The organism is Microbacterium sp. Cr-K32, from assembly GCF_000708345.1.
In the GTDB taxonomy this organism is placed as follows: domain Bacteria; phylum Actinomycetota; class Actinomycetes; order Actinomycetales; family Microbacteriaceae; genus Microbacterium; species Microbacterium maritypicum_A.
The window spans coordinates 252,434-274,847 of sequence record NZ_JARD01000008.1 but is presented as its reverse complement, the minus strand read 5'-3'; the positions used below and the strand labels follow the sequence as shown (position 1 = coordinate 274,847).

The following is a 22,414-nucleotide window of genomic DNA, read 5'->3' as shown; positions in this document are numbered from 1 at the left end:
CGCACGCCACCCGCAGCCTCCACCCCATCCCCGGAAACCCGAATCCAGGAGAACCATGTCAGACACCGTCGTCGCCCCACCCGGCACGCCCACCGATGCCGGTCTTCGCACCGGCGTCATGAGCGGACCGGAACTCGCCGCCCAGGCCATCGCGAACATCGCCCCCAGCGCCGTCATCGCGTTCACCGCTGCGGCTATCTTCCTCGGTGCCGGCAACGGCACCATCTACGCCTTCGCACTCGCGACCATCGTCATCCTGTGCGTCGGCTACTGCGTTGTCGTGTTCGCCCGCAAGCACGCCTCTGCGGGATCGCTCTACACCTATGTCTCCAAGGGGCTCGGTCCGTTCGGCGCATTCCTCGCCGGCGTCACACTGCTGATCGGCTGCTTCGGCATCGCTGCGGCTTCGCTCAGCGGCTCCGTCAGCTACATGGCGCAGTTCCTCACCATGCTGGGCCTCCCCGCCCAGGGCCTCGGGTGGGACATCGGCCTCGCCGTCGTCCTCGGCGGCCTGGCGACGCTGTTCACGATCCGCGGGATCCGCCTGTCCGCCCGGGTCTCGCTCGTGCTGGAGCTCGTCTCGGTGGGAATCATCCTCGTTCTCCTGGTCGCCGCGCTCGTGTGGGCCGGCCCCGCCGCGTGGGACCCCGCGCAGGTGCTCGCTTCCGGATCGTCGTTCCAGGGGGTCGCGTCCGGCATGGTCCTCGGCATCCTCGGTTTCGTCGGCTTCTCCTCCGCCGACGCGCTCGGTCGCGAGGCCAAGGAGCCGTACAAGGCCATCCCCCGCGCGATCATGTGGAGCGCCCTCGGTGTGGGGGTGCTGTACGTGTTCGCCGCCTACACCCAGATCACGGTACTCGGTGACGACCTCGCCACCTCGTCCAGTCCCCTGGAGAGCATGTCCGCACTGATCGGGATGCCCGGCTGGTTCGCGGCCGTGCTCACGTTCGGTGTCTCCGCGTCGTTCTTCGCCGTGGTCGTCGCTCCGCTCAACGTGATCGGTCGCATCGTGTACGTGATGGGCAAGGAGGGCGTCGTCGCCGAACGATTCGGACGCACCCACGAGCAGCATCTGACGCCTCACCGCGTCCTGATCATCGCCGGCGCTGCAGCCGTGGCAGTGGACATCGTGCTGCTGCTCTCGGGCGCGGCGACCGGCGAGATCCTCGTCTGGGTGAACACCTGGGGCACCTACGGCTACATGGTCGCCTACGCACTCGTCGCGATCGCCTGTGTCGTCTACACGCAGCGCGCGAAGATGCGCAATCGACTCGTGAAGGTCTGCGCGACGGTCGCCGTCGTCACCATGGCCTACGTCTTCTTCGCGAACGTCTGGCCGGTACCGGTCTTCCCCTACAACGTGATCCCCTACGTGTTCCTCGTGACGGTCGCCCTGGCCCTCACCCGGTACGCCTACCTGGCCCGCCGTCGGCCCGACGTCATCGCCCGCATCGGCAACACCGAGACGAGCGCGATGGAGGGCGTCGGCTGATCCGACCTCCTCGGACGAGAAGAGCCCCTTCCGATGAAGGGGCTCTTCTCGTCCCTCGGCTGATCGACGTCGGCTCTTCGACGGTGCCTGCTCGACGGTGCCCGCTCGACGGTGCCCGCTCGGTGCACGGGAAAACGAGAGAAGCCCCCTCCGTGGAGGGGGCTTCTCTCGTTGGCTCCCCGGCTTGGACTCGAACCAAGAACCTGCCGGTTAACAGCCGGCTGCTCTGCCAATTGAGCTACCGAGGAATGTGCACCGCTGAGCGGGCAACTCGACAAGCTTAGCAAACTCCCGGACCTGTTCACGACACCGGGGCGCCGTTCGCGGATGCCGGGCGTGTCGGGGTCAGTGGCGCGAATCCGCCTCCGCGTTCGGCACCCACAGCAGGTCCTTGCCCACGCCGCGCGCGACGACATGTCCGTTGCGGAGCATGAGCGTCTCGGCGTTCAGCTCGCGGATGAAGTCGGCGTCATTGGTGACGAGGAGAGCGGCCATCGACTGCTCCTTGCGACGACGGGTGATCGCATCGAACACGACCGGCCGCACCTCGAGGTCGAGATTCGCGAGCACCTCGTCGGCGATGAGCACCTTCGGCTCCAGGACGAACGACCGCGCGATCGCCACGCGCTGACGCATGCCCGCACTGAGCTCGTAGGGGAACTTCGCGGCTGTTCCGAGAGGAAGGTGCAGCTCGTCGAGCAGAGTGGCGACGCGGATCGAGAGCGCCTTCGTGTTCACCCGCCGCTCGCGCATGAGGATGGGCTCCGCGATCACCTCGTTCACGGTGAGTCGCGGCGGCAGATCGGCGCCGGCGCCCTGCGGTACGAATCCGGTGCGGTAGGTGAGGATCCGATGCTTGCGACCCGGGCGACGCACATCCACCCCGCACACCTCGGCGCGCCCGCCGACGACCTTGACCGAGGGATCGGTGGAACCGGCGAGAGCGGCGACCAATGTCGATTTGCCCGAACCCGTGGGGCCCGCGACGCAGATGAGTCCGCCCGGGGCAAGGGAGAAGGTGACGCCGTCGACTGCCCGAGTCGGGATCCCGTGGCCGATGCGGTCGATCACCAGATCGGAGCAATCGATCGCGTTCGTGGATACGGGCCTGCGGGACATGACTCCATCCTGCCCTCTGGGCGATGCCGGTACGCGTTACGACTCGGCGAAGCGCTGACGCTCTGCGTCGATGTCGCGCAGACGCATCCGCAGCGCGCGACCACCGTCGGAATCGGCGGGCACGCGCTGCACCGCACCGAGGAGCTCCTGCTTCTCGTGCTCGAGCTGGCGGAGCACGAGCCTGCGGGCGAGGTCGGCCACGGTGGCGACGGCCCGCTCTTCCGTCCGCTCCGGGAACGGCGTCATCAGCAGCTCCCCCGCGAGCGAGCGGTAGGGCTCGCGGACGCCGTTCACGGCCTCGGTCACCCAGCCGGCCCTGGTGCGGTCGGGAGCCGCGGCGACGGCCTCGCGCACGGCATCCAGTGCCGGGGTGCGGAACGGCGCCTCCAGAGCCCTGTTGAGGAGGGCCTGATCGACCTGATGCCCGTACTGCAGGGCTCCCATCAGCGCATCGCGTTCGACCGCGACGTCGGGGCTGCGGGGCAGGGTCGCGAGAGTGACCGGAGCGACGAGGGGAGCGCCGGTCACCGAGTCGATCTGCGGAGCCTCCCGACGCACCTGATGCGGTGCAGGTCCCCCACGAGCCGCGCGTTCGACTTCACTGCGCACCTCGGTGGGATCCATCCCGAGCCGACGCGCCAGCACACGCTCGTATCCCGGCCGGAGGAGCTGGTCACGGATCTCGGCCACGATCGGAGCGGCGGCCCGCAGAGCCCCGACCCGACCCTCGACCGTCGAGAGGTCGAAGCCACTCAGCTTGCGGTCGATCGCGAACTCGAACATCGGCTGCTTCGCGTCCATCAGTCCGCGAACCGCGGCGTCTCCGCGCTGAAGACGCAGATCGCACGGGTCGAGGCCGTCGGGCGCGACGGCGACGAAGGTCTGCGCGTTGAAACGGTCGTCCTCCGTGAAGGCACGCAGCGCGGCCTTCTGCCCCGCCTCGTCACCGTCGAACGTGAAGACGACCTCACCGGATGCGTTGTCGTCACCCATCACCCGGCGCAGCACCTTGATGTGATCGGTGCCGAAGGCCGTGCCACATGTCGCGATCGCCGTCGTGAGACCGGCGAGGTGACAGGCCATCACGTCGGTGTATCCCTCGACCACGACCACACGGCGAGGGTCGCCGCGAGCGATGTCGCGCTTGGCGAGGTCGAGCCCGTACAGCACCTGCGCCTTCTTGTAGATGGGCGTCTCCGGGGTGTTCAGGTACTTGGGTCCCTGGTCGTCGTCGAAGAGCTTGCGCGCGCCGAATCCGATGGTCTGCCCCGAGACATCCCGGATCGGCCACACCAGACGCCCGCGGAAGCGGTCGTAGACCCCGCGCTGCCCCGTGGAGACGAGACCCGCATTGCTCAGCTCCTCGCGGGTGAACCCCTGTGCGGTCAGGGCCTTGAGCATCCCGTCCCAGCCGCGCGGAGCGAAGCCGACTCCGAAATGCGCCGCAGCTCCGGCGTCGAATCCTCTCTCACCGAGAAAGCGCCGTCCGGCCTCCGCATCGGGGGTGAGCAGCTGCGCACGGAAGAACTCCGCCGCCGCGGTGTTCGCCGCGTACAGCCGGCTGCGGCCGCTCGTCTCGGGGGCTGCTCCCCCGTCTTCATAGTGCAGTGTGTACCCGATACGCCCGGCGAGACGCTCGACTGCTTCCGTGAAGCTGACGTGATCCATCTCCCGCAGGAAGGAGTAGACGTCCCCCGACTCCCCGCATCCGAAGCAGTGGTAGTACCCCACCTGCTGGCGCACATGGAAGCTCGGGCTCTTCTCATCGTGGAAAGGACACAGCCCCTTGAGCGACCCGACACCGGCCGACTTGAGAGCGACACGCTCCCCGATGATGTCGGCGATGTTCGTGCGCGCCTTCACCTCATCGACATCGGCCTGCCGGATCCGGGGCATCAGTGCGCCCTTTCGGCGACGGGCAGCCGCTCGGCGTGCGCCTGGGCGCCAGGGCGGCCGTGACGGGGAGTCCAGATCCCGACCTCGGCCGGATCGATCTCGCCGACGAGGCGGTTGTGCCAGTCGATCGCGCTCTGGTCGGTGAGGCTCGCGATCTGGTCCACCACGACTCTGGCGCGTTCGGCGTCGTTCTCCGCCGCGACGAAGTCCGCGGCGAACGCGGGCTCGAGCACATCGGACCCGGCGGACCACAGCGCGTCGGTCGACCAGAGGGCGTCGGCGAGTCTCTTCAGCACCCGCCGCTGCTCTTTGTAGACGCCCTTGCGGGCTTCGATCGTGACGATCGCCTGCCCCATGATGCCCTTGAGCACGGCGATCTCGACCTCGATCACTCGCGGGACGACGACATGGGCGTTGTAGCGGACGAGTGCTGTCGTGCCGTAGGCCTCCGTGGTCGCGGAGACCGAGGCTCGGGCGAAGCGTCCGATCAGATCGCTCGTGAGGTTCTTGAGACGGGCCAGTGCCTGGCGGGAGCGGTCGAACGACGAGAGCCACATCGGCTGCGACGCGAGGCGGTAGAGCGCATCGGCGAGTTCATCGCGAGTGAAGTCGTATCCCACCCACTGCTGGATCCGTCCGACGAGAGCGTCGTGCTGACGGGGGTCGGCGAGCTGAGCGACGTCGACATAGCCGTTCACGATGGCGTCCTCGAAGTCGTGGACCGAGTACGCGATATCGTCGGAGAGATCCATGATCTCGGCTTCGATGCAGCGGAGACGCCCCGGCGCCCCTTCGCGCATCCAGCGGAAGACCGCCTCGTCCTCGGGGTACACCCCGAACTTCAGCCGACCACCCGGGTCCGGCACCGGGCTGTCGACCGTCCACGGGTATTTGCACGTGGCGTCGAGGCTCGCACGGGTCAGATTCAACCCCACGGAACGGTCGGCGTCGTCGAGGACCTTCGCCTCCAGCCGCGAGAGGATGCGCAGGGACTGGGCGTTCCCCTCGAAGCCCCCGATGGGCTCTGCCCACTCGTTGAGAGCGCGTTCGCCGTTGTGCCCGAAGGGAGGATGCCCCAGGTCGTGGCTCAGGCACGCCGTGTCGACGACATCCGCCGAGACGCCGAGGGCGACAGCGAGCTCGCGCCCGACCTGAGCCACCTCGAGGGAATGCGTCAGACGGTTGCGGGCGAAATCCGCGGTGCTGGCGGGACTGAGCACCTGCGTCTTCGCGGCGAGTCGGCGCAGCGCGGCGGAGTGCAGAACACGGGCACGATCGCGAGCGAAATCGTTGCGCTCGGAACGATGGGTTTCGGCGAAGAAGCGTTCGGCGTCTCGCGCGTCGTAGCCGTCGGCGCGCAGGCCTGCCTTGGGGTCAACCGCCACTGTTCTCGATCTCCGCTCCACGCATCATCTCCGAGGTGTCGGATGCGATCTCCCGCGACTCCAACCACTTCTCCGGCAGGGCGGTGCGCTTCGGGTGTCCCGCTCGACCGCGCTGCCCCTCGGCGTCCGCACCGGGATAGGGCGCCGTGTGATCGAGCCGGCCGAGGAGGTCGTCGATCTCGGCGAGGCTGGATGCCGTGGCGAGTCCGGTGCGGATGTCGCCCCCGACCGGGTAGCCCTTGAAGTACCAGGACACGTGCTTGCGGATATCCCGGCACCCGCGGTCCTCATCCTCGAAGAACTCGACCAGCAGCTCGGCGTGGCGACGGAAGGCGTTCGCGACGAAGCCGAGTGTCGCATCGACGGTCTTCCCCTCCCCACCGAAGGCCGTGGCCAGCTCGCCGAACAGCCACGGGCGTCCGAGGCAGCCACGCCCGACCACGACACCGTCGCAGTCGGTCTGCGCCATCATGCGCACGGCGTCGTCGGCCGACCAGATGTCGCCGTTGCCGAGCACCGGGATGCTCGTGACCGCCTGCTTCAGCTCGCCGATCGCGTTCCAGTCCGCGAACCCCGAGTAGAACTCGCCAGCGGTCCTGGCGTGCAGCGCGACCGCGGCCGCCCCTGCATCTTCAGCCGCTCGCCCGGCATCGAGGAAGGTGAGGTGGTCTTTATCGATGCCCTTGCGCATCTTCACCGTGAGCGGGATGTCGCCTGCGGCTTTCACCGCCTGGTCGACGATGTCGGCGAACAGCTTCGACTTCCACGGCAGCGCCGCTCCCCCGCCGCGGCGCGTGACCTTCGGCACCGGGCACCCGAAGTTGAGGTCGATGTGGTCGGCGTGGTCCTCGGCGACGATGATGCGGACGGCCTCGGCGATGGTCTTCGGGTCGACGCCGTACAGCTGGATGGACCGCGGCGTCTCCGACTCGTGGTGGCGGATCAGTCGCATGGTGGTCTCGTTGCGCTCGACGAGAGCGCGCGAGGTGATCATCTCGCTGACGTACAGCCCGGCGCCGTACTCACGACACAGTCGCCGGAAGGCGGTGTTGGTGATCCCCGCCATGGGTGCGAGGACGACCGGCACGTCGAGATCGATCGGACCGATGCGAAGGGGGCGGGCAGGTGCGGTGGCGAGAGTCATGTCCCCTCTATTCTCCCAGACGCGGAGCCCACGGGGATGCGGCGATCTAAGCTGTGAATATGACCGAATCCGCGCTCCGCACGATCCCGTTCACCGACGCGAAGGGCGAGGAGAAGACGCTCGACGATCTCGGTGCCGACGTGGTGCTGGTCGTGAACGTCGCCTCCAAGTGCGGCCTGACGCCGCAGTACGAGCAGCTCGAGGAGCTGCAGCGTCTGTACGGCGACCGCGGGTTCACGGTCGTCGGCTTCCCGTGCAACCAGTTCTTCGGCCAGGAGCCCGGCTCGGTGGACGACATCCTCGAGTTCTGCTCGACGACGTACGGCGTCACGTTCCCGGTCAACGACAAGGTCAAGGTGAACGGCAAGAACGCCGCGGAGCTCTACAAGGCACTCAAGGAGACCCCCGACGCCGGCGGAAAAGCCGGACGGGTCGAGTGGAACTTCGAGAAGTTCCTCGTGCTGCCGGATGGGGACGTCCTGCGCTTCCGCCCGAAGCAGAAGCCGGACGCCCCCGAGATCGTCAGCGCCATCGAAGCCGCGCTGACCCGCTAGATCGAGCCGAGCGTCGGACCGGCGCCGAACGGTCAGACGGCTGCCGTCTCCGTCTCGGCTTCTCCGCGCTTCGACCAGAGGTCGCGGAGGACGTTCTCGAACGCCGCCGGTGGCTGCGCCCCGCTGATGCCGTACTGGCCGTCGACGACGAAGAACGGCACACCCTGGATGCCGTAGGCGCGGGCCTGGGTCTGATCCTGACGAACCGCCGGCAGGTACTGCTCGCTCTCGAGCGCCGCGCGAGCGCGATCTGCGTCGAGGCCGACCTCGGTCGCGAGCTCGACCAGGTCGTCGATACGGCCGACGTGCTTGCCTTCGGTGAAGTAGGCGGACATGAGCCGCTCCTCCAGCTCGTGCTGCAGGCCCTCGGCCTTCGCGAAGTGCAGCAGCTCATGAGCCTTGACCGTGTTGGTGTGCTGCAGCAGGTCGAAACGGTACTCGAGTCCCGCGTTCGCGGCGACACCGGTCACATTCGACAGCATCTGCTCGACCTGCTCGCGCGGCATTCCCTTGTGCCCGGCGAGGAAGTCGATCTCGTCGCCGTCGAAGTCGACGGGGGTGTCGGGCGAGAGCTCGAAGGAGTGGAAGGTGATGTTGACCTGCGGTGCGTCCTCGTCGGCGGCGACCGCTTCGAGACCCTTCTCGAGGTTGCGCTTGCCGATGTAGCACCAGGGGCAGGCGATGTCGGACCAGATGTCGATGGAGATGGGTTCAGTCACACTCTCATGCAACCGCATGCGCCTATGAGCTATTCCGAGGCAGCCACAGCTCGCGGGTAGGCTTCTCGGATGCTCTCCGCCGACGACCCGCTGCCGCTCCGGCCGGAGCGGGTTCTGGTGGCGGGCGTCTCCGGCTCGGGGAAGACGACCCTGTCGCGGCGTATCGGCACGATGTGGAGCCTGCGCCACGTCGAGATCGACGGTCTGTTCCACGGACCGAACTGGACTCCTCGCCCCGAGTTCCTCGACGACGTGCGCGCCTTCGCGTCCGACGACCGTTGGGTCACCGAGTGGCAGTACACGAGCAAGGGCACGGATGCGATCCTCACGCCGCGCGCGCAGCTCGCCGTCTGGCTGGACTATCCCCACCGCGTCGTGCGCGCCCGTCTGATCCGGCGCACGCTCGCCCGCGGCATCCTGCGACTCGAGCTCTGGAACGGGAACCGCGAGAAGGGACCGTGGAACCTGCTGAACCGCGATCCCGAGGAGAACATCCTCGCGTGGCAGACGGCGACGCTCCACACATGGAGCGAGCGGTTTCCGGCCCTGCAGGAACACTTCCCCCACCTCGTCGTCGTGAGGCTGCGCCATCCGCGGGAAGCCGAGAGGTGGCTCCGGGCTCAGGCCGAGGCCTCCGGCGTGTCGATCGCGCCGCCGAAACGACGATCGCGCGACAGGTAGATACCGATGGCGCGCCACAGCTCCTCACGCGAGAAATCGGGCCAGAGGGTGTCGAGGAACACCATCTCGGCGTAGGCCGACTCCCACAACAGGAAGTTCGAGGTGCGTTGCTCCCCCGAGCTGCGCAGGAACAGGTCGACGTCCGGCATGTCGGGCACATACAGGTTCCGGCGGATCATCTTCTCGGTGATCGCCTTCGGCTTCACCCGCCCGGCGGCGACATCCTCGGCGATCGCCCGCATCGCATCGACGAGCTCCACCCTGCCGCCGTAGTTCACACACATGGTGAGGGTGAGCACGTCGTTGCCACGAGTGAGCTGCTCGGCGTGCTGGAGCTCCTTGATGACGCTTCCCCACAGACGCGGCTTGCGTCCGGCCCAGCGGATCCGCACGCCCCATTCGTTGAGCTGATCACGGCGTCGGTGCAGCACGTCGCGGTTGTACCCCATCAGGAAGCGGACCTCCTCGGGAGAGCGCGCCCAGTTCTCGGTCGAGAACGCGTACACGGAGAGATGCTTCACCCCGGCCTGGATCGCGCCGGCGACCACATCGAGAAGCACCTCCTCCCCTGCCTTGTGACCTTCGATCCGGTTGAGACCCCGGCGGTTGGCCCAGCGGCCGTTGCCGTCCATGACGATCGCCACGTGCTCCGGCACGGCCCGGAACGCAGGGGGATGCACGCCGGTCCAGTCCAGCGGGCGATAGGCCACGGCGTCCTTGTGCGTATACGGCTTCGGGCTCACCGTTCTCCTTCCGAAGGGATGTCGGACACGTGGGCGAGGGAGCGGATCCCGCGTTCCAGATGCCATTGAGCGTAGGCGGAGACCAGGCCGGACGCGGCGGCCGTGTCGGCGGGCGAAGACCCGTCGATGACGTCCCACTCGCCGGCGATCAGCGCCCGGAGCAGCGCCAGGGTCTTCTCGGCGACGCGGGGGCTCCCGGCAGGGGCGCAGTTCTGGCAGACCAGTCCGCCCAGCTGCGCGACGAACCGGGAGTGCGGACCCGGAGTGCCGCAGCGCGCGCATTCGTCGAGGGAGGGCGCCCATCCGGAGAGGGACATCACCCGCAGCAGATACGAGTCGAGGATGCTGCGGGCGACATGCTCTCCGCGGGACAGCGCACGCAGCCCGCCGACGAGGAGCAGGTACTGGTCGGGCGTCGCCTCCGAGTCGCTCAGGCGATCGGCCGTCTCGACCATCGCGTTGGCCGCCGTGAACCGGTCGTAGTGCGCGGCGATGTCCGTTCCGTAGGAACCGAGCGACTCGGCCTGCTGCACGATGTCGAGCGAGCGGCCTTGATACAGCTGCACGTCGGCGACCATGAACGGCTCGAGTCTGGCCCCGAACTTCGACGAGGTCCGGCGCACGCCCTTCGCGACCGCGCGAACCTTGCCATGACGCCGCGAGAGCATGATGACGATGCGATCCGCCTCACCGAGCTTGTGGGTGCGCAGGATCACCGCTTCGTCTCGATAGGTGGGCACCCTCCGATTATCCTCCGTGCGCGAGAATGGAGGCGTGACCGAACCGCTCTTCACCATTCCGCTGTGGGCGGACCTCCTCGGCGTCGGCCTCGGTGGCGTCCAGGGCGCGATGTTCGCATCGGGGTTCCAGGGGCAGCGTCGACTCGACTGGCTCGGCGTCTCGATCATCGGCATCATGATCGGGATGGGTGGCGGTCTCATCCGCGACATCCTGCTGGGGCAGACGCCCGCCACCCTGCAGAATCAGTGGTATCTGGTCACCGCCGGCGGGGCGGCCCTGCTCGGCATGCTGCTCGCGGGCCTCTTCACCCGGCTGAACACCGTGATCGTGGTCCTCGATGCCGTGGTGATCGGCATGTTCGGCGCCTTCGGGACGAGCAAGGCCCTCGCATTCGGGATCCCCGAAGTCCCGGCGGTCTTCATCGGCGTCTGCGCCGCGGTCGGTGGGAGCGTGCTCCGCGACATGCTCATGGGGCTTCCGACCGCGATCATGCACGTCGGTTCGCTCTACGCGGTCGCCGCGGGGGCAGGATGCACCTTCATCGTGATCGCCGTCGCCCTCGGAATGCCGATCACTCTCGCGGCGGTCATCGGCATCGCCGTCACAGCCGTCATCCGGGTCCTCGCCGTCACGTTCGACGTCTCCCTGCCCGAGCAGCGGCGCATCTACCGCCGCAAGGTGGCCGCAGAGACCGGCGCGATCGCGATCGTCAAGCCCAGCGCCGACCTCTGAGGACCAGCACGACACGCTCTCAGCGCGGCGAGGAATCCGAGACGATGCCGGCGAGCCCGTCGATCACCCGTGCCACACCGAAGCCCCATGCGACGTCGGCGTCGTAGGGGCCGTCCATCGCTTCGCCGGCTGCTTGACCGACCGCCTGAGCAAGGGGGAAGTCCGCCCCGAGATATCCCGTCACGCGCGGCGCGGCGTCGGCCCAGAACGGCCCGAAGCGCTCCCGCTCTGCACTCCCGCGCATTCTCGCCGCCGTCGCCCTCACGAAGTCGAGGACGAAGGACAACGCCGCATCACGCTCGACAGCAGACAGTCCGGCGTCGTCGAATGCCCGCAACTCGCGGTCGTACTTCGCTATCGTTCCCGGACCCACGACGACTCGAGCATCATCGACGTCCAGCAACCACGCATGGGCGCGGAACAGGGCGAGATTCTCATCGGCCACGCGACGCACGCGGGCTCGCCACCCCGCTCCGTCCGCCGGCGACGTCGCCATCCTCGCGTGCGCCTCGTCGACCATCAGGACGAGCAGGTCCGCCCGACTGTTGACGTGCGTGTAGACGGACATCGCCGTGAGGTCGAGCGACTGCGCCAGCGCACGGATCGTCATCGCCACGGTCCCACCGGCGTCCGCGAGTTCGATCGCCCCGGACACCACGGCGTCGACGGATACGCGAGAACGGGGCCCGCGACGGCCGTCCGCTCGCTCGGACGCGTCCTTGCGCCAGAGCAGGTCCACGAGATTCTTGGCCATTTCGGAATATCCTCCCGCGTCGACGACTTAACTCTGTACGTTGTACGTAGTTTATGACAGGAGAACTGTGAACATCACTCAGACCGCCATCTCGCTCAACGTTCCCGACGTCGCCGCCTCGGCGTCCTTCGCCAAGACCCACTTCGGCTTCGAGGAGGCGATGTCCGCCGAGGGATTCGTCTCCCTGCAGCACCCGGACTCGCCACCGAACATCATCTTCCTCGAGACCGGACTGAGCACGTTCCGCCCGCAGGAGATCTCCGGCTCCGCAGGGGAAGGCACCCTGGTCGTGTTCGTCGTCGACGACATCGACCGGGAGTTCGCGCGCATCTCCGACGCCGGAGCGCGGGTCATCACTCCCCCGGAGACCGAGCCGTGGGGTGAGCGCTACTGCCAGTTCGCCGATCCGAACAGTCTCGTCTGGCAGCTGGTGCAATGGGTCGCATAGCCCCCTGACCAGAGGTGCACACACAGACGACGGCGGCCGGGGTCCTCGGGGGATTCCGGCCGCCGTCGTCGAGATGCGTCGATCAGACCGACGCGAGCTCCTGCTGACGCGTGCGGATCGAACGGTTCACACCCGACACGATCGCCTTGAGGGACGCGGTCGAGATGTCGCCGTCGATGCCGACGCCCCACAGACGCTGATCGCCGACCTGCAGCTCGACGTAGGCTGCCGCCTGCGCGTCGCCACCGGCGCTGAGCGCATGCTCGACGTAGTCGTACACCGTGATGTCGAAGCCCTGCCCACGCAGCACCTCGACGAAAGCGGCGACAGGCCCGTTGCCGTTGCCGGTGACGGACACCTGCTGATCGTCGTCGCGCAGGACCACGTCGAGGGCGACGTCGCCGGACATGTCACTGCGGGTCTGCGTGGCGAGGAGCTCGAAGCGTCCCCACTTCGCCGCCGTGTCGACCGCCGGAAGGTACTCGTCGTTGAAGATCGACCAGATCTGCTCGCTCGTGACCTCTCCACCCTCGGCATCCGTCTTCGCCTGCACGACGCCCGAGAACTCGATCTGGAGCTTGCGGGGCAGATCGATCGCGTGGTCGGCCTTCAGCAGGTAGGCGACACCGCCCTTGCCGGACTGCGAATTCACGCGGATGACGGCCTCGTAGGAGCGACCGAGGTCCTTCGGGTCGACGGGCAGGTACGGTACGGCCCACTCGATGTCGTCGACCGTCACACCCTCGGCCTCGGCACGCACGGCCATGGCTTCGAAGCCCTTCTTGATCGCGTCCTGATGCGATCCGCTGAAAGCGGTGAAGACGAGGTCGCCCGCCCACGGGCTGCGCTCCGGCACCGGCAGCTGGTTGCAGTACTCGACCGTGCGCTTGACCTGGTCGATGTCGCTGAAGTCGATCTGCGGGTCGATACCCTGCGTGAAGAGGTTGATGCCCAGCGCGACGATATCGACGTTGCCCGTGCGCTCGCCGTTGCCGAACAGGCATCCCTCGATGCGATCGGCGCCGGCCATGTAGCCGAGCTCAGCCGCTGCGATCGCGGTACCGCGGTCGTTGTGCGGGTGCAGCGACAGGATCACGTTCTCGCGGTGCGCGAGGTGACGGCTCATCCACTCGATCGAATCGGCGTAGACATTGGGCGAGGCCATCTCGACCGTGGCGGGCAGGTTGATGATCACCTTGCGGTCGGGAGTGGGCTCGAAGACCTCGATCACCTGGTTGCAGATGTCGACGGCGAACTCGAGCTCCGTGCCGGTGTAGCTCTCGGGCGAGTACTCGTAGTAGACCTTCGTGTCGGGGATGGTCTTCTCGAACTGCCGGCACAGGCGCGCCCCCTCGAGCGCGATGTCGATGATGCCCTGTTTGTCGGTGCGGAAGACGACCTCGCGCTGCAGCACGCTCGTCGAGTTGTACAGGTGAACGATGGCCTGCTTGGCGCCGGCGATCGACTCATAGGTGCGCGCGATGAGGTGCTCACGCGCCTGCGTCAGCACCTGGATGGTGACGTCGTCCGGGATCAGGTCCTCTTCGATGAGCTGACGGACGAAGTCGAAGTCGGTCTGGCTCGCCGAGGGGAAGCCGACCTCGATCTCCTTGTACCCCATGCTGACGAGCAGCTCGAACATCACGCGCTTGCGCTCGGGCGACATCGGGTCGATCAGGGCCTGGTTGCCGTCACGGAGGTCGACCGCGCACCAACGGGGCGCCTTGGTGATGCGGGCGTCGGGCCAGGTGCGGTCAGGCAGGTGGACGTTGATCTGCTCGTGGAACGGCCGGTACTTGTGGATCGGCATAGCGGACGGGCGCTGAGTGTTCTGCATGATGGGGCTTCTTCTCTTCGTCAAGATGAACGGGCCAACACAAGCGCCGCGACGAGGAAGGCCCTAGCTTTAGGACTCGTCGCGGCAGCTAAGAAGAAGCAGACCGCCGAAAGGCATGAGGTCATGCTAGCAGGGATGCGATCGCGGTACCGACGTGTCTGAGACGATCCGGATCCCACCGACACTCGTCGGTATGAGCACATCGCAGCGTCGCCTGTCCATCGCCGCCGCCTCAGGCGTCGCCCTCCTGTTCCTGAGCGCATGCACGACGGGCCCCGGCACCTCGCCGGCGCCGACGAGCACGACGGCGTCATCCGAGCAGCGCATCGAGGACGCCCGGCCCGATCTCCCCGAAGGGCGCGTGATCGGGGTGGGTACGGTGCTGGACGTGGGTGGCGACGTGCAGCTGTGCATGGGAGCGATCATGGAGTCGTCTCCTCCGCAATGCGACGGCGTCCCCGTCGACGGCTGGTCCTGGGACGACGTGGAGGGTCGCGAGTCCAGCGGGGAGACGACGTGGGGTGCATACGCCGTGTATGCCACCTACGACGGCGAGCGACTCACGAACACCGATCCGCCGATCATGCTCGCACTCTTCGACCCGATCGCCCCGGAGGATCCGACGGACGGTGTCGACGGCACGACGCCGCCCGGAGAACTCAGCCGCATCCAGGACGACATCTCGGCCCGCCTCGGGGATGAGGCGGTCACGCTCCGCACCGATCGCGGTTACGTGTGGCTCGATGTCGTCTGGGATGACGGGACGATCCAGGATGCCGCGGACGCGGAGTACGGAGACGGTGTCGTGATCGTGACGTCCGCGCTCCGGGAGATCGACTGAGCGCCCGCCGTCGTGTGCGATCATTTCCACATGCATAGACCTCCGGTCGCGATGCGATGAGAATCGAGTTGCTCATCGGCGGGTTCGCCATCCTCATCGGCATCCTCGCGTCGATCCTGTCCCGGCAGACCACCGAGCTCATCATCGCGGGGAACTACGTGATCGGATCACATCGCGGATCCGTGGCGAATGCCACGCAACGACCATGGATGACACGACTGATCGGCATCGTTTTCGTGATCGTCGGAGCAGCCCTCGTGGTGTACGGCGTCGATGACGCGCCTGGTCCCCGCCCCGCTCCTGCTGAGCAGTGGGAGCTCATCCTGCCGCTCGTGTCCTCGGGTGTTCTGGGAGCCTTCGGGCTCGGCGTCCTCGCCTCACGACGCCGCCTCACCGCCCTTGCCGCCGAACGGTTGAAGGTGAATGGTGCTGAGATCTATGAGGGCGATCAAGCGGAGAGGAGTGCCCGCATGATCGTGTTGACGTTCGGTATCTGGATCTTCGTCGTCTCCGCATTGATTTCTGCGGCCGGGATCATCTTCTACCTGCGGGCCTGAGCCGGAGGACGCTGAAGCAGCGGACACACATCGGACAGACAACGCCCCTGCACTAGGGGATCAGAGCGATCTTGCCGCCGGGATGGCCGGTGGCGAGAAGCCGATGCGCCGCCGGTGCGTCGGCCAGGGGGAAGGTGCGGGCCAGAGGGACCACGAGATCGCCGTTCTGCGCCAGCGCGACCAACTCTCCCCGCACCTCGTCGCGGAAGCGGGCGCTCTGAGGCATCGACCCGGCGATGAAGCGGATGCCGTCACCCTCCGCGCGACCCGCGGCGGCTATCGTGACGATCCGTCGACGGTCGGTGACGAGTTCGAGGGACGCGTCCACGGCTTCCCGCGTTCCCGCCGTGTCCAAGGCCGCAGCGATCGGAACATCCGCAAGGTCGCGGACTCGGCCGGAGAGCCCGGCGCCGTACTCCACAGGGACGCCCCCGAACCTTCGGACTTCGCCGAAGCGGGCTGGGCTCGCCGTTCCGATGACGCGGATGCCGCGGAGCCGCGCCTGCTGCAGCACGCTCACGCCGACGGCGCCGGACGCGCCGTGGAGAAGGATCGTCTCCCCTGGTGCCGCAGCGGTGACGGCGAGCATCTCTGCGGCCGTGGTGCCGACGAGCAGCAGATTCGCGGCCTCGGGGTGCGTGAGCGTCGACGGCTTGGCGAACACCTTCTCGGCGGGCACGGTGATCTCGGTCGCGTAGCCCCCGCGCACGCGGAAGGCGATGACCTCGTCGCCGATGTCGACGGCCCCCGAGCCTGTCCTGGTGTCCGCGCCGATGGCCGAGATCTCCCCCGAGACCTCATACCCGATCGGGACGGGCAGCTCGATGCCCGTGCGGGGAGCCGCGACATGCTTCGCGTCTGCGGGGTTCACCCCCGCGGCGCGGACACGGATCGTGACCTCGCCGGGTTCGGGAGTGCGCAGCTCATGCTCGACGAACGCCCAGGTCTCGGGCGGGCCCCACACCGGCGCGGTCCACTGCCACGCGCGGAACGGATCAGTCGAGGCCACGGTGCGCGATGCTTCTCAGAGGACGCAACGCAGGTTCGTGACGGTGCCCGATACGTTGGACCAGTTGCCCGCGTAGATGGTGGCGAGCACCGATGATCCGTTTCGCGCCTGCATGTAGCCGGAGGTCCGTGCATTCGCGGCTGACCTGGTCACGAAGCTCGCTGGCACGGCGTTGACGGTGCACGAACTGAAGCTCAGAATGCTCCCGCCGAGAGAGGCGAGACTGAATGCGCAGGTCTTGCCGGTCGCGCAGCCGCCGACTGTGCGCGCGGAGATGCTGGACGCGCCGACGATCTGCAGCTCCATGCCGAGATCGGGCCACACCGCTCGCGTCGCATCGATGACGATGCCGCCCGGCACCTCTTCGAGCATGGCGGCGACGGCAGGGTCGACCTCACGATCGCTCGGGTCTGCGGCCATCGCCGGAGTCGCTCCGAAGGCGACGAGCAGCCCGAGGACGATCGCCGCGAGAGCAGTCGAGCGCCTCATCGGAACACATCCTCCTCCACGTCCCACATCTGATACGAGATGATCGAGCCCGCAGCGAAGAGCTCGTCGGCGATCAGCACGGTGCGCTCCACTCCGACGATCCTTCCCGTGTCGCGGGACACCAGCACCACGTCGCTCACCGCCCCATCGGGCGACTGCACACGGATGCCGTCGACGGGTCGCCCCAGCCGATCCGTCGTCGTTCCGAGCGCCTGACCGCCGCCGGCCTCCTCGAGGAGGAGCAGCAGCTCGCGGTGCTGCGCATTCGTCAACGTCCATTGGCCGAGGACGGAGGTGAATGCGGTCTCCACGTCGAATGCCGTCGGGTCGTCCGGCATGCCGAACGCACGGAGCATCGCCACCATGTCGTCGTGCGTCTCGCCGGGCACAGCGGTCCAGGGAGTGGTGAAGTCCCCCGGTGCCATCACCAGATCGTTGACCACTCTTCCGCTGCTGGTGACCTCTGCAGCATTGCTCGCCGCCGCGTCCGAGGGGTCGTACGGAACACCGTCGATGGTGGTCGCACGTCCGGACCCGTCCGGTTCCCACGTGAGCGTCGAAAGCTGGGGAACGACGGTCGTGGTCTTCGAATCGACCTCGACGTTGAACCCCCAGGAGGCGGTCCTGACCGATCGCACCGGCTCACCGGGACCGGGGCTCTCGGCGAGGCTCGCTTCGGCCCCGTCGACGACCTGAGCGACAGTGACCGAGCCGTCGAACTCGAGCGGTGACGGCATCCCGGCCACCGCCGCCCCCTGCGGGGAGAGCACGGCGAAGGCCAGAGCCGTCGAAGCTGCGACCGCGGTCAGACCGGAAGCCCAGCCGAGTGCACGCCGACGGCGACGCCTCGGTGCGGTGCTCGTGCGGAGGATGCGGTCGCGAGTCGCGAGGGCCCGCGCGTCGGGCGCAGCGTCACGTGGAGTCGGTGCGGGATCGGCATCGCTCAGCATCCGTTCGAGCACGGCGTTGTCAGTCATCACCCGTCGTCCGCCCCTCCAGGCCCAGCTCCGCACACAGGCGATCCTGCGCGCGTCCCAGCGTCTTCCGCACTCGCAACTCGGAAGCGCGCAACAACTCCGCGATCTCCCCCACCGTGAGTCCGTCCCAGTACGTGAGCATGATGATACGCCTCTGACCTGGAGTGAGGACAGCCAAAGCCCGCAGGACCGCGAGGCGACTGTGCTGATCCGGTCCGCCCTCTTCGCCGGAGAGCCCCAGATGCACAGCGTCGAGCGCACCGTAGGGCGTCGACGCCCGGCCGGAACGAGCCCGCAGCCGCCGATCCGTCGCCCGCAACAGCCAGACACGGCTCGGCGGTCGTGCAGGTCTGAGCTTGGACCAGGCGAGCAGGAACACCTCGGAGACGATCTCGGTGACCTCGTCCTCCGCGCCGACGACGCCCTCGATGTGATGCCGCACTGCTGCCCAGTGCTCATCGAACACTCGGGTGAAGACCTCGTTGCGCAGCGGATTCGGGTCTTCGCTGCGACCACTCATGTCGCCGGGGTCGGCGGCCTGTCCGCCGCCATCGACGTGATACCGGATGTCATCTCAGAATCCGAGCCTGCCGAGCTGCTTCGGATCGCGCTGCCATTCCTTCGCGACCTTCACATGCAGCCCCAGGAAGACGCGCGTGCCGAGCAGCTCCTCGATGCCGACGCGCGCTCGTGCCCCCACCTCGCTGAGTCGCTTTCCCTTATGCCCGATGATGATCGCCTTCTGACTGTCGCGCTCGACCACGATCGAGGCGTGCACGTCGGTGAGGTCCGTGCCCTCACGGGGCGCGATGTCGTCGATGACGACGGCGATCGAGTGCGGGAGCTCGTCACGCACCCCCTCCAGGGCGGCCTCTCGGATCATCTCGGCGATCCGATCCTCCTGCGACTCATCCGTCGTGATGCCCTCCGGATAGAGTGCCGGCCCCTTGGGCATCAGCGTCAGGATCTCGTCCGAGAGCACGTCGAGCTGCTCGCGCGTCAGGGCGGACAGCGGGATGACAGCGGCCCAGTCCTCACGCAGCGAATCGACCTCCAGGAGCCGCTCGGTGACCTCATCGCGAGCGGCAGCGTCCATCTTCGTCACGATCGCGATCTTCTTCGCACGCGGGTAGCCATCGAGCGAGGCGGCAATCCGTCGATCCCCCGGACCGACCTTCTCGTTCGCGGGCACGCAGAAGCCGATGACGTCGACGTCGCCCAGCACCTGCTCGACGAGATCGTTCAGCCGCTCGCCGAGCAGCGTGCGCGGCTTGTGGATTCCAGGGGTGTCCACGATGACGAGCTGACCCTCGGGACGGTTCACGATGCCGCGGATCGCCCGACGCGTGGTCTGCGGCTTCTCGCTGGTGATGGCGATCTTCTCGCCGACGAGGGCGTTCGTCAGCGTCGACTTCCCGACGTTGGGGCGGCCGACGAATGTCACGAACCCGCTTCGAGTGTCGTCAGTCATCGTCTCGATCTCCTTCATCCTGCGAAGCGTCGGGTTCCCCCGCCGCACGTTCCACGAACACCGTCGCGATACCTCTGCCACGGCCGCGCGATGCGCCACCCGTGAGAACCAAACCTTCCACGGTGGCCGTTGCACCGGGCTGCGGAACCTGTCCCAGCGCTTTGCCGAGCAGCCCACCGATCGAGTCGACATCCTCGTCCTCGAGCTCGAGACCGAAGAGATCGCCGACGTCCTCGAGCGAGAGACGGGAGCTCACGCGGTATCGTCCGTGACCGAGATCGACGAACTCCGCCGACACCTGATCGTACTCGTCCGAGATCTCGCCGACGAGTTCCTCGATCAAGTCCTCCAGCGTCACCAAGCCCGAGATCCCGCCGTGCTCGTCGATCACCAGACACACATGCACGGCGTCGCGCTTCATCTGCTGGAGCAGGGTCTCGGCGCGCATCGACTCGGGGACGAAGGTCGCCGGGCGCGCGATCGGCCGGATCGAGGCCGCGCGCCACGCGCTGTCGTCACGATAGGCGAACTGCACGAGGTCCTTGAGATAGAGCACGCCGACGACGTCGTCCGCATCGTCATCGACGACGGGCATGCGCGACACACCCCGGTTCAGGAACAGCGACATGGCCTCATCCGTCGTCGCCGTGGCATCGACGGTCACCATCTCGGTGCGGGGCACCATCACGGCGCGGACGAACTGATCGGTGAAGTCGAACACCGAGTGGATGAGATCGCGGTCGTCCTCCTCGATGAGGTCGTTCGACGCCGCCTCGTCGACCATGCTGAGCAGCTGGTCCTCACTGGTGAAGGAGCTGCGGCCGGTACCCGGCGTGACGCGGTTGCCGAGCACGACGAGTCCCTGGGCGAGGGGGCCCAGGAAGATACGGAGTCCACGCACGACCGAGGCCGTGCCGCGGATCATGCCCTCAGCGTGCTGGCGCCCGAACGAGCGCGGGCTCGCCCCCACGAGAACGAAGGTGATCGCGGTCATCAACAGGGCGGCGGCGAGCATCGCCCACCAGTTGTTCTCGATCAGGATGGTGAACGCCACCGTCACGAGCACGGCGGCTGTGACCTCTGCCAGCACGCGGATGAACGCCACGGCGTTCACGTGCGCATCGAGGTCCGCGGCGATGCGACCCAGCGCCTTGGCCCTGCGCCCTTCCGTCGCCATGTCGGCCAGACCCGCCCGTGACGTGACACCGTATGCCGCATCGATCGCGGACATGAGACCGCCGAAGGCCACCAGCAGCACGGCGGCGATCAGCAGGAGAGCCGCGGTCATCGCCGGCGTTCAGCTGCGGCGAAGCCCTGGATCAGTTCCTTCTGCAGCCCGAACATCTCACGCTCCTCGTCAGGTTCGGCATGATCGAATCCGAGAAGGTGAAGCAACCCGTGCGTGGTCAGCAGGATCAGCTCGTCCATCAGAGTGTGTCCTGCGGCCTGCGCCTGCGCTTCCGCGACCTGCGGGCAGAGGACGATGTCGCCGAGCAGACCGGGAGCGGTCGGGCGATCCTCGGTACCGGGGCGCAGCTCGTCCATCGGGAAGCTCAGCACGTCCGTGGGACCGGGCTCATCCATCCACTGCACGTGAAGAGCCTCCATGGCGCCCTCGTCGACGAGAACGATCGCCACCTCGGCGTCCGGGCTCACGTGGAGCTGTGCGAGGTTGAAGTCGGTCAGTCGCTGCAGCACGGTCTCATCGACGTCGATGGCCGACTCGTTGTTGATCTCGATCATGAGAGTCCTCGTTTCGGGGCGCGATCACGCGGTCCTGGTCGTTGCGCTCCTCGGCGCTCGGCACGATTGGCGAACTCGGCCGCCTGTTCGCGCTCGAACCGCTGCGCGGTGCGCTTCTCGTCGTACTCGCTGTACGCGTCGACGATGCGGCCGACGAGCGAGTGGCGCACCACGTCATCGCTGGTGAGGCGGGAGAAATGGATGTCGTCGATTCCGTCGAGCACACGGGTGACCAGACGGAGACCGGATGCACCCTGCGGAAGATCGACCTGCGTGATGTCGCCGGTGACGACCATCCGCGTGCCGAAGCCGAGGCGCGTGAGGAACATCTTCATCTGCTCGGGAGTCGTGTTCTGCGCCTCATCGAGCACCACGAAGGAGTCGTTGAGGGTGCGGCCGCGCATGTAGGCGAGCGGGGCGACTTCGATCGTGCCCGTCGCCATCAGTCGCGGCACGATCTCGGGGTCCATCATCTCGTTCAGCGCGTCGTACAGCGGGCGCAGGTACGGATCGATCTTGTCCGTGAGGGTGCCGGGGAGGAACCCGAGCCGCTCCCCCGCCTCGACGGCGGGACGGGTGAGGATGATGCGGGTCACTTCCTTGCGCTGCAGGGCCTGCACCGCCTTCGCCATCGCGAGATAGGTCTTGCCCGTGCCGGCGGGACCGATGCCGAACACGATCGTGTTCTCCTCGATCGCGTCGACGTACTCCTTCTGCCCGAGGGTCTTCGGACGGATCACCTTGCCACGGGTGGTCAGGATCGCCTCGCCCAGCACCTCGCTCGGGCGCGGTCCGCCCTCCTGGCGCAGCATGCGCGCGGAGCTCGACACATCGCTCGGGGCCAGGTCGTGCCCGGCCCTCGTCATGGCGAGGAGCTCGTCGACCAGCGCTTTCGCCTTCGCGACCGCATCGGTGCTGCCACCGAGCGTGATCTCGTTGCCGCGCACGAGCACCTGGACGCCGGGGTGCTCCTTCTCGAGCATCCGCAGAAGCCGGTCCTGGGGCCCGAGCAGTTGCACCATCGCGACGCCGTCGGCGTAGATCTTCTCGACGGCCTCGGGAGGCTGACCTCCCCGGCTGCG

General features: G+C 67.5%; 24 protein-coding genes and 1 tRNA gene. 7 read left to right on the top strand and 18 right to left on the bottom strand.

The genetic code is table 11. From position 1 onward, the window contains the following. The first annotated feature begins 55 nt into the window (after positions 1–55). Complete coding sequence (locus GZ64_RS0102665; RefSeq protein WP_029265020.1) at positions 56–1,492, top strand: APC family permease; 1,437 nt, start codon at positions 56–58, stop codon at positions 1,490–1,492. A gap of 172 nt (positions 1,493–1,664) precedes the next feature. Here the strand turns inward: GZ64_RS0102665 and GZ64_RS0102660 are convergent. The 5 genes from GZ64_RS0102660 to dusB all read right to left on the bottom strand — a co-directional run bounded on the left by GZ64_RS0102660 (position 1,665) and on the right by dusB (position 7,036). Continuing rightward, a tRNA-Asn gene (locus GZ64_RS0102660) sits at positions 1,665–1,740 on the bottom strand. Between the two features lie 97 nt (positions 1,741–1,837). Beyond that, the gene (locus GZ64_RS0102655; protein ID WP_029265019.1) at positions 1,838–2,611 is read right to left on the bottom strand and encodes an ATP-binding cassette domain-containing protein; all 774 of its coding nucleotides are present in this window, start codon (positions 2,609–2,611) and stop codon (positions 1,838–1,840) included. 36 nt (positions 2,612–2,647) lie between these two features. Beyond that, positions 2,648–4,507: a DNA primase gene (dnaG, locus tag GZ64_RS0102650; RefSeq protein WP_029260226.1), complete on the bottom strand. Its 1,860-nt coding sequence runs from the start codon at positions 4,505–4,507 to the stop codon at positions 2,648–2,650. Continuing rightward, positions 4,507–5,892, bottom strand: coding sequence for a deoxyguanosinetriphosphate triphosphohydrolase (locus tag GZ64_RS0102645; RefSeq protein WP_029265018.1), 1,386 nt, complete (start codon positions 5,890–5,892; stop codon positions 4,507–4,509). The genes dnaG and GZ64_RS0102645 overlap by 1 nt, the downstream gene beginning before the upstream one ends. Next, on the bottom strand, positions 5,882–7,036 hold the full coding sequence (gene dusB / locus GZ64_RS0102640) for a tRNA dihydrouridine synthase DusB (protein ID WP_021198588.1): 1,155 nt from the start codon (positions 7,034–7,036) through the stop codon (positions 5,882–5,884). The genes GZ64_RS0102645 and dusB overlap by 11 nt, the downstream gene beginning before the upstream one ends. A gap of 59 nt (positions 7,037–7,095) precedes the next feature. Between dusB and GZ64_RS0102635 the strand changes: the two genes are divergently transcribed. Further along, positions 7,096–7,590 carry a glutathione peroxidase gene (locus GZ64_RS0102635; RefSeq protein ID WP_021198587.1) on the top strand — a complete coding sequence of 165 codons (495 nt, stop codon included), beginning with the start codon at positions 7,096–7,098 and terminating at the stop codon, positions 7,588–7,590. A 32-nt stretch (positions 7,591–7,622) separates the two neighbouring features. Here GZ64_RS0102635 and GZ64_RS0102630 read toward each other — a convergent pair whose 3' ends face one another. Continuing rightward, positions 7,623–8,309 carry a DsbA family oxidoreductase gene (locus GZ64_RS0102630; protein WP_029265016.1) on the bottom strand — a complete coding sequence of 229 codons (687 nt, stop codon included), beginning with the start codon at positions 8,307–8,309 and terminating at the stop codon, positions 7,623–7,625. A 69-nt stretch (positions 8,310–8,378) separates the two neighbouring features. On the opposite strand from GZ64_RS0102630, the gene GZ64_RS0102625 reads away from it, so the two are divergent. After that, positions 8,379–8,990: an ATPase AAA gene (locus tag GZ64_RS0102625; RefSeq protein ID WP_029265015.1), complete on the top strand. Its 612-nt coding sequence runs from the start codon at positions 8,379–8,381 to the stop codon at positions 8,988–8,990. On the opposite strand, the gene GZ64_RS0102620 is transcribed toward GZ64_RS0102625, so the two are convergent. Together GZ64_RS0102620 and recO are read right to left on the bottom strand one after the other, a co-directional pair. Continuing rightward, positions 8,930–9,733 (bottom strand): isoprenyl transferase, encoded by an 804-nt coding sequence (locus GZ64_RS0102620; protein WP_021198584.1) that lies wholly within the window; start codon positions 9,731–9,733, stop codon positions 8,930–8,932. The two genes, GZ64_RS0102625 and GZ64_RS0102620, sit on opposite strands and share 61 nt — an antisense overlap. Then, positions 9,730–10,473 carry a DNA repair protein RecO gene (gene recO, locus GZ64_RS0102615; protein WP_021198583.1) on the bottom strand — a complete coding sequence of 248 codons (744 nt, stop codon included), beginning with the start codon at positions 10,471–10,473 and terminating at the stop codon, positions 9,730–9,732. The genes GZ64_RS0102620 and recO overlap by 4 nt, the downstream gene beginning before the upstream one ends. Positions 10,474–10,507: 34 nt before the next feature. Between recO and GZ64_RS0102610 the strand changes: the two genes are divergently transcribed. Continuing rightward, positions 10,508–11,206, top strand: a complete 699-nt coding sequence (locus GZ64_RS0102610) for a trimeric intracellular cation channel family protein (protein WP_021198582.1) — start codon at positions 10,508–10,510, stop codon at positions 11,204–11,206. 19 nt (positions 11,207–11,225) lie between these two features. Here GZ64_RS0102610 and GZ64_RS0102605 read toward each other — a convergent pair whose 3' ends face one another. Then, on the bottom strand, positions 11,226–11,960 hold the full coding sequence (locus GZ64_RS0102605) for a TetR/AcrR family transcriptional regulator C-terminal domain-containing protein (protein ID WP_029265014.1): 735 nt from the start codon (positions 11,958–11,960) through the stop codon (positions 11,226–11,228). A 67-nt stretch (positions 11,961–12,027) separates the two neighbouring features. Between GZ64_RS0102605 and GZ64_RS0102600 the strand changes: the two genes are divergently transcribed. After that, positions 12,028–12,408, top strand: coding sequence for a VOC family protein (locus GZ64_RS0102600; protein WP_029265013.1), 381 nt, complete (start codon positions 12,028–12,030; stop codon positions 12,406–12,408). Between the two features lie 82 nt (positions 12,409–12,490). Here the strand turns inward: GZ64_RS0102600 and leuA are convergent, their stop codons facing one another. Next, positions 12,491–14,245, bottom strand: coding sequence for a 2-isopropylmalate synthase (gene leuA, locus GZ64_RS0102595; protein ID WP_029265012.1), 1,755 nt, complete (start codon positions 14,243–14,245; stop codon positions 12,491–12,493). A 193-nt stretch (positions 14,246–14,438) separates the two neighbouring features. Between leuA and GZ64_RS0102590 the strand changes: the two genes are divergently transcribed. Both GZ64_RS0102590 and GZ64_RS0102585 read left to right on the top strand, forming a co-directional pair. Beyond that, a complete protein-coding gene (locus GZ64_RS0102590; protein WP_029260221.1) occupies positions 14,439–15,086 on the top strand; it encodes a hypothetical protein in 648 nt (215 codons plus the stop codon). Between the two features lie 56 nt (positions 15,087–15,142). Further along, entirely contained in the window at positions 15,143–15,643 is a 501-nt protein-coding gene (locus tag GZ64_RS0102585; protein WP_029265011.1) for a hypothetical protein, read from the top strand. Positions 15,644–15,695: 52 nt separating this feature from the next. Here GZ64_RS0102585 and GZ64_RS0102580 read toward each other — a convergent pair whose 3' ends face one another. From GZ64_RS0102580 to GZ64_RS0102545, 8 genes are read right to left on the bottom strand one after another with little or no spacing between them, the layout of a single operon-like run. After that, positions 15,696–16,652, bottom strand: a complete 957-nt coding sequence (locus GZ64_RS0102580; RefSeq protein WP_029265010.1) for an NADP-dependent oxidoreductase — start codon at positions 16,650–16,652, stop codon at positions 15,696–15,698. A 15-nt stretch (positions 16,653–16,667) separates the two neighbouring features. Beyond that, entirely contained in the window at positions 16,668–17,141 is a 474-nt protein-coding gene (locus GZ64_RS0102575; RefSeq protein WP_029265009.1) for a hypothetical protein, read from the bottom strand. After that, a complete protein-coding gene (locus GZ64_RS0102570; protein WP_029260217.1) occupies positions 17,138–18,118 on the bottom strand; it encodes a hypothetical protein in 981 nt (326 codons plus the stop codon). Before GZ64_RS0102570 ends, GZ64_RS0102575 begins: the two co-directional genes overlap by 4 nt. Beyond that, the gene (locus GZ64_RS0102565) at positions 18,111–18,638 is read right to left on the bottom strand and encodes an RNA polymerase sigma factor (RefSeq protein ID WP_029265008.1); all 528 of its coding nucleotides are present in this window, start codon (positions 18,636–18,638) and stop codon (positions 18,111–18,113) included. The genes GZ64_RS0102570 and GZ64_RS0102565 overlap by 8 nt, the downstream gene beginning before the upstream one ends. A 54-nt stretch (positions 18,639–18,692) precedes the next feature. Beyond that, complete coding sequence (era, locus tag GZ64_RS0102560) at positions 18,693–19,589, bottom strand: GTPase Era (protein WP_029260215.1); 897 nt, start codon at positions 19,587–19,589, stop codon at positions 18,693–18,695. Then, positions 19,582–20,877 (bottom strand): hemolysin family protein, encoded by a 1,296-nt coding sequence (locus GZ64_RS0102555; RefSeq protein WP_021198571.1) that lies wholly within the window; start codon positions 20,875–20,877, stop codon positions 19,582–19,584. The genes era and GZ64_RS0102555 overlap by 8 nt, the downstream gene beginning before the upstream one ends. Continuing rightward, positions 20,874–21,332 (bottom strand): rRNA maturation RNase YbeY, encoded by a 459-nt coding sequence (gene ybeY, locus GZ64_RS0102550; RefSeq protein WP_021198570.1) that lies wholly within the window; start codon positions 21,330–21,332, stop codon positions 20,874–20,876. The genes GZ64_RS0102555 and ybeY overlap by 4 nt, the downstream gene beginning before the upstream one ends. Then, positions 21,329–22,354 (bottom strand): PhoH family protein, encoded by a 1,026-nt coding sequence (locus GZ64_RS0102545; RefSeq protein WP_208323627.1) that lies wholly within the window; start codon positions 22,352–22,354, stop codon positions 21,329–21,331. The genes ybeY and GZ64_RS0102545 overlap by 4 nt, the downstream gene beginning before the upstream one ends. Between the last annotated feature and the right edge of the window lie 60 nt (positions 22,355–22,414).